This is a genomic window from Bradyrhizobium sp. (genome assembly GCF_019244115.1).
Lineage (GTDB): Bacteria > Pseudomonadota > Alphaproteobacteria > Rhizobiales > Xanthobacteraceae > Bradyrhizobium.
This window is the reverse complement of the sequence record NZ_JAFATE010000470.1, coordinates 1-5,393: the sequence shown is the minus strand read 5'-3', so window position 1 is coordinate 5,393 and position 5,393 is coordinate 1. Positions and strand designations below refer to the sequence as shown.

Here is a 5,393-nt window from a genome sequence, read left to right as displayed (position 1 = left end):
GATGAACTCACGGAGACCGAGCACGGTCCGCTATGGACCCAGGATCTCTATGGCCAGCGGCGCCAATATCTCGGCCCTGCGCATGGATATGCCGGAAACATGATCCCGCTGATGCGCGGCTGGGAGTGGCTTGCGGAAAGCCAGCGCGCGCGTGTGGCCGACGCCGTGCCGCGAACGCTCGCCGCCAATGCCGTACACTCCGAAATGGGTTGCACGTGGCGACCGGCCGTCGACGGACGAAACCTGCTCTGTCAACATTGCCATGGTGCCCCCGGGATGGTCACGACGTTCGCCGACGCGCCATTTGCCTCGGATGAACTCGAGCGATTGCTGATCGCAGGCGGGGAGCTGACCTGGGCCGCCGGACCGCTCACCAAGGGCTCAAATCTTTGCCACGGCACCGGCGGTAACGGCTACGCGTTCCTTAAGCTCTATCGACGGACAAGGGATCCGATCTGGCTTGAACGCGCTCGCACCTTCGCGATGGCTGCTATCTCTCAATGTCGCAGCAAACGAAACGAGATCGGACGCGGTCGGTATTCGCTGTGGACCGGCGACGTCGGTCTCGCCATTTATTTGTGGAATTGTGTGACGGGTCAACCGGCTTTCCCGACAGTCGACGTGTTCTGACAGCGTGCTTGCTTCGACGCTCGCAGGAGCAGCACGACCTCCGGGAGGAGGAGCGGCGCGTGGGTTCTGCTCAGAACCTCACTCGAGTTCGGCAGATTACTCCGCCCTCCCCCGCAGCGACATGGCTTCCCACACCGCGACGATGATCAGAATCGCGGTGGTCAACAGTGACAGTACCAGGGGCGAGAGATCCGCGGCGACATAGCCGAGCGCGAGCAGCGCGACGATGCCAGCGCCGTGCGAGGGCTGCAGCCAGCCGCGGATGTCGCGCTTGAACAGGATCGTTCCCAGGAGAAACAGCACCGGCCCGCCGATCGCGCATAGCGCGGTCCTCAGGTCCGTATGGCCCTCGGGGTGCTTCAGCACGACCTCGTCGGCGACCGCCGACAGGACGATGCCGGCAACGATCGGCATATGGAGGTAGGTGTAGGCGGAGCGCGCCAGCCGCCCGGACTGCGCCGATTTCGAGATCAACTCGCTGCCGGCCTCGGCGCCTCGGTGAAAATAGATCCACCACGTCGCGATGCTGGCGACGAAGGCCGAGACGAAGGCCGCCACCGCGTGGGACGTCCAGACGAGATCCGCAAAGGTCGCGGCATTCACGACGATCGCCTCGCCGAGCGCGATGATGATGAAGCCGGCGCAGCGCTCCGCCATGTGACCGCCCTCGACGTACCAGTCTTCGACCGACGACGCGCCAAATCCGGGCGTCCAGAACCGCGCCACCGGCGAGACATATTCGATCGCAAGCGCAAGTCCCCACAGCCACAGCCGCGCCTCGCTTTCCGCGAGCCCTCCGAGAATCCAGAAGACCGCGGAGAACAACAGCCACGCCAGGATGCGGATTGCGTTCCGACGCACGCTGACACGGGATCGCGGGGTCGCGGCGAGCAGGAAGACAGAGCGGCCAACCTGCATGGCCGCATAGGCGCTCGCGAACCACAGGCCGCGCCCCTCGAACGCCGTGGGGATCGACATCGACAGCACGAGGCCGCCGAGCATCAGGAGAAACAGCAGGATGCGGACCGGCGTCAGCTCGGGATCGAGCCAGTTGGTCACCCAGGTGGTGTAGACCCACGCCCACCAGACCGCGAGAAACAACAGCGTCGTCTGTACTGCGCCTGATGGTGTGAAGCGGGCGAGCAGCAGATGAGAGATCTGCGTGACCGCATAGACGAAGACGAGGTCGAAGAACAGCTCGGCGTAGGTAACGCGGCTGTGCTGGTTCGCCACCAGCACGCGATGCAGCGGGCCTCGCGGGTTTTCCCCCTTCACGTCACGGCGCGCTCAAGCGTCGGGAACGCCGGTCTGCAGAGCCAGCGCGTGCAGCACTCCGCCCATCTGCCCGCGCAGCGACTGATAGACGATCTGGTGCTGCTGGATCCGTGACTTGCCGCGGAAGGATTCCGAAATCACGATCGCCGCGTAATGATCGCCATCGCCGGCAAGATCGCGGATCGTCACCTCGGCATCGGGGATCGCTGCCTTGATCATCGATTCGATATCGCGGGCGTCCATCGGCATCCCAGTCAGTCTCCTGTTTTTCCGTCGTCGCGGGCGATCTCGCGCGTCAAGACCTGTGCTCGACTCTCACAAGTTTGCGCAGGTTATCGCGGACACCCTTCTAGGTCACGTCCGCCAACATTATATTGCCGATCTGGCGCGCGCAAAACAAAGTTGCTCCGCGATGACAAGAGGCTGAGCGAAAGGTTTGAAATCATGAGGCTTCCCGGTCCCGACCATCCGATCACCATTGCCGCCAATCCGAGGCGGATCCGCGTTACGGCCGGCGATACCGTGATCGCCGAAACCACCCACGCCTTGAGCCTGAAGGAAGCGAGTTATCCCGCTGTGCAATATGTCCCCCGTGGCGACGCCAGGATGGAACTTTTGAAGCGCACCGAACGGGTGACGCATTGTCCCTACAAGGGTGATGCGAGCTATTTCAGCATTGCTGCCGATGGAAAGACCATCGAGAACGCGATCTGGACGTACGAGACGCCGTTCCCGGCGATGGCAGAAATTTCCGGCTATCTCGCCTTCTATCCCGACAAGGTACGGATCGAGGAAGTGGGCTGAGGCGAGTTGCTTTTTACTGCGATGCGGCAACGGCTCCCGCCATCATCGGGCTGCGCTTGGCGGTGCGGCCTAAGCGATCCGTGTTTTCGCTCCTGTTTCCAGCCCGCGCGTGGGATCTTTCGTCTGAGCTTCGCAAACTGCAGGCTGCGAAGCCTGCGCGCCCGAGCGTCAGATCAGTTCTCGCAATGATGATCGAGGCGGCGGGCGCCTCTTATGCCCTGAAGATGGTGAGCCCAAGGACCAGGAGCACCAGGAAGATGACGACGAAGATGTAGAACAGGAAGCGAGCAATATCCGCCGCCCCGGCGGATATGCCGGTGAACCCGAGAAGGCCGGCGATGATCGAAATCACAAGAAAGATCAATGCCCATTTCAGAAGTGTCACAACCCGTTCCTCCGGCTCGTTGCGCGGCCGAGATTGCGGTCCGCGGCCCAGGAGGCTAACTTTCGTCGAAGCCGCCAGTTCCTGTGAAGCCGGCCGAGCCCAGGGCCCTTGCCGAATCCGCACCGGGGCGGCACCATTGTGCGATTAGAAGCAAGTGGCCACTTCCCAAGTCTATAAATCCATTGCCGGGGGCGCCTGAATGACATCGATCTCCGAAACGGTCGCGCCGGCGGATGTTCACGCCGCGCCGAAGGCGAAAGTGCGCAACGCGTCGCTGGATCGGGCCCGCACATTTCTCACGCTGGTGGTGCTGCTCCATCATTCGGTGATCCCATACACGTATTTCGGTCACACCGACCCAAAATACTTTGTCGGCTTCGACATGATCGTGCTGGCGACCGACAGCTTCTTCATGGCGATGTTCTTCTTTCTCTCGGGACTGTTCGTCTGGCCCGGACTGGGGCGCAAATCGCCGGGGGTGTTCCTGCGCGAGCGCCTGCTCCGGCTCGGCCTGCCTTTCGCGGTCGCGGCCTTCACGGTCATCCCGCTCGCCTATTACGCCCTTGCGCTGCAGGCGCATCAGGACACGACCTTTGCGGCGTTCTGGGTGAAGATGGTGACGGTCGGACCCTGGCCGAGCGGTCCGCTCTGGTTCGTCTGGGTGCTCCTGGCGTTCGATCTCACTGCAAGCGTGCTGTATCGGATCTCTCCGACGCTTCTTGACCCCATCAACAAGCTATCGGTGCGTTGCCACGACCGGCCGGCCGATTTCTTCCTGTTCCTGCTGATCGTAACCGCCGTACTCTACGTCCCGGCGCGGGTCTATTTCGGTCCGAACCACTGGTTCGAGCTTGGCGGCCCGTTCTCGGTGCAGGCCAGCCGAATCCTGTTTTATGCCGCGTACTTCTTCATCGGCGCAGGCATTGGCGCGGCCAATTTCGATCGCGGCCTGCTCGCTGCGGACGGGCAGCTTGCCAAAAGCGGCTGGGGCTGGGTGGGCCTGACGCTGATCCCCTACGTGCTGCTGTGGGGCCTGATCTACATCAAGCGCGAGATCCTGGGCAATCCCCCCGTGCAGCCGCACTGGTACGAGGCGAGTTACGGCCTTTTCTTCGCCTGCTTCAGTGCCGCGATCCTGTTTGCGATCCTCGCGTATTTCCTGCGCTTCAAGCAGTCGGGCTGGAGCATTTTGGACCCGATGCAGCCGGCAGCCTACGGCATGTTTTTGGTGCACTATCCGATCGCGCTGTGGCTCGAATACTGGCTGTTCGATGCCTCACTTCCGGCCGTGCTCAAGGCGGCGATCGTGTTCGTGCTGACGGTTGCCCTGAGCTGGGGCGCGACGGAGGCCCTGCGGAGACTACCTGGCGCAAAGCACGTGCTGTGACTGTCGTTCCGGGGCGATGCGAAGCATCGAACGGAACCTCGAGATTCCGAGTCTGGTCTGCATTGATCCGCGCTGTTGCGCGTATCAATGCAACCATCCCGGAATGACAGCAGAGTCGCTTCCGCCCTTTCGCCTTTGAAACTGCGGCCGACAAGTCGCTCCTCGCAATGACGATCAGGCCGGGCCGCCGCCCATATAGGCCGGCAGCCAGCTCTCGAACCGGCACTTGAGGCTGTCGATCGCAAGCGAGCCTTCGCCGACGATGCTGATGGCGTCGCCGCCTGTGGTGCCGATGCGCGTGCAGGGCACCTCGCAGCCGCGCATCTTCGCCAGCACGCGGCCGGCCTGCTCCTCGGGTACGGTCACGATGTAGCGGGCCTGGTCTTCGCCGAACCAATAGGCATGCGGCACGAGGGCACTGGGTGCCGCGAGCAGCCGCGCGCCGATCCCGCTCGCCATTGCCATCTCGGCCAGGGCGACCAGGAGCCCGCCATCGGAAATGTCGTGCGCGGCGGTGGCCGTGCCCGCGTGGATCATGCCGCGCACCACATTGCCGTTGCGCTTTTCGGCCGGCAGATCGACCGGCGGCGGTGCGCCCTCTTCCTTGCCACAAATCTCGCGCAGATAAACCGACTGGCCGAGCCAGCCATGGGTTTCGCCGATCAGCAGGACCGCCTCGCCCTCGGCCTTGAAGGCGAGGCTGGCGGATTTGGTGAAATCGTCGAGCACGCCGACGCCGCCGATCGAGGGCGTCGGCAGGATCGCGCGGCCATTGGTCTCGTTGTAGAGCGACACGTTGCCTGACACGACCGGGAAGTCGAGCGCGCGACAGGCGTCGGCGATGCCACGCAGGCAGCCGACGAACTGGCCCATGATCTCCGGCCGCTCCGGATTGCCGAAATTGAGATTGTC

At 63.2% G+C, this 5,393-nt stretch carries 7 protein-coding genes; 3 read left to right on the top strand and 4 right to left on the bottom strand.

What is annotated here, in order from left to right:
* A partial coding sequence (locus tag JOZ76_RS20755) for a lanthionine synthetase C family protein (protein WP_291701344.1) occupies nt 1–630 on the top strand: 630 nt, incomplete at its 5' end.
* Between the two features lie 96 nt (nt 631–726).
* Here the strand turns inward: JOZ76_RS20755 and JOZ76_RS20750 are convergent.
* A complete protein-coding gene (locus tag JOZ76_RS20750) occupies nt 727–1,905 on the bottom strand; it encodes a low temperature requirement protein A (RefSeq protein ID WP_291701342.1) in 1,179 nt (392 codons plus the stop codon).
* Nucleotides 1,906–1,917: 12 nt separating this feature from the next.
* On the bottom strand, nt 1,918–2,154 hold the full coding sequence (locus JOZ76_RS20745) for a BolA family protein (RefSeq protein WP_291701340.1): 237 nt from the start codon (nt 2,152–2,154) through the stop codon (nt 1,918–1,920).
* Between the two features lie 195 nt (nt 2,155–2,349).
* On the opposite strand from JOZ76_RS20745, the gene JOZ76_RS20740 reads away from it, so the two are divergent.
* Complete coding sequence (locus tag JOZ76_RS20740; RefSeq protein ID WP_291701338.1) at nt 2,350–2,709, top strand: DUF427 domain-containing protein; 360 nt, start codon at nt 2,350–2,352, stop codon at nt 2,707–2,709.
* A 211-nt stretch (nt 2,710–2,920) separates the two neighbouring features.
* Here the strand turns inward: JOZ76_RS20740 and JOZ76_RS20735 are convergent, their stop codons facing one another.
* On the bottom strand, nt 2,921–3,094 hold the full coding sequence (locus JOZ76_RS20735) for a DUF1328 domain-containing protein (protein ID WP_291701336.1): 174 nt from the start codon (nt 3,092–3,094) through the stop codon (nt 2,921–2,923).
* A 199-nt stretch (nt 3,095–3,293) separates the two neighbouring features.
* On the opposite strand from JOZ76_RS20735, the gene JOZ76_RS20730 reads away from it, so the two are divergent.
* Complete coding sequence (locus JOZ76_RS20730; RefSeq protein ID WP_291701334.1) at nt 3,294–4,481, top strand: acyltransferase family protein; 1,188 nt, start codon at nt 3,294–3,296, stop codon at nt 4,479–4,481.
* Between the two features lie 174 nt (nt 4,482–4,655).
* Here the strand turns inward: JOZ76_RS20730 and JOZ76_RS20725 are convergent.
* The coding region (locus JOZ76_RS20725) for an AIR synthase-related protein (RefSeq protein WP_291701332.1) at nt 4,656–5,393 on the bottom strand (738 nt) is incomplete at its 5' end.

Bases quoted from the DNA above. Each gene is read 5' to 3' on its own strand.
- JOZ76_RS20730 (WP_291701334.1), top strand. From the start codon at position 3,294: ATGACATCGATCTCCGAAACGGTCGCGCCGGCGGATGTTCACGCCGCG.
- JOZ76_RS20745 (WP_291701340.1), bottom strand. From the start codon at position 2,154: ATGCCGATGGACGCCCGCGATATCGAATCGATGATCAAGGCAGCGATC.
- JOZ76_RS20740 (WP_291701338.1), top strand. From the start codon at position 2,350: ATGAGGCTTCCCGGTCCCGACCATCCGATCACCATTGCCGCCAATCCG.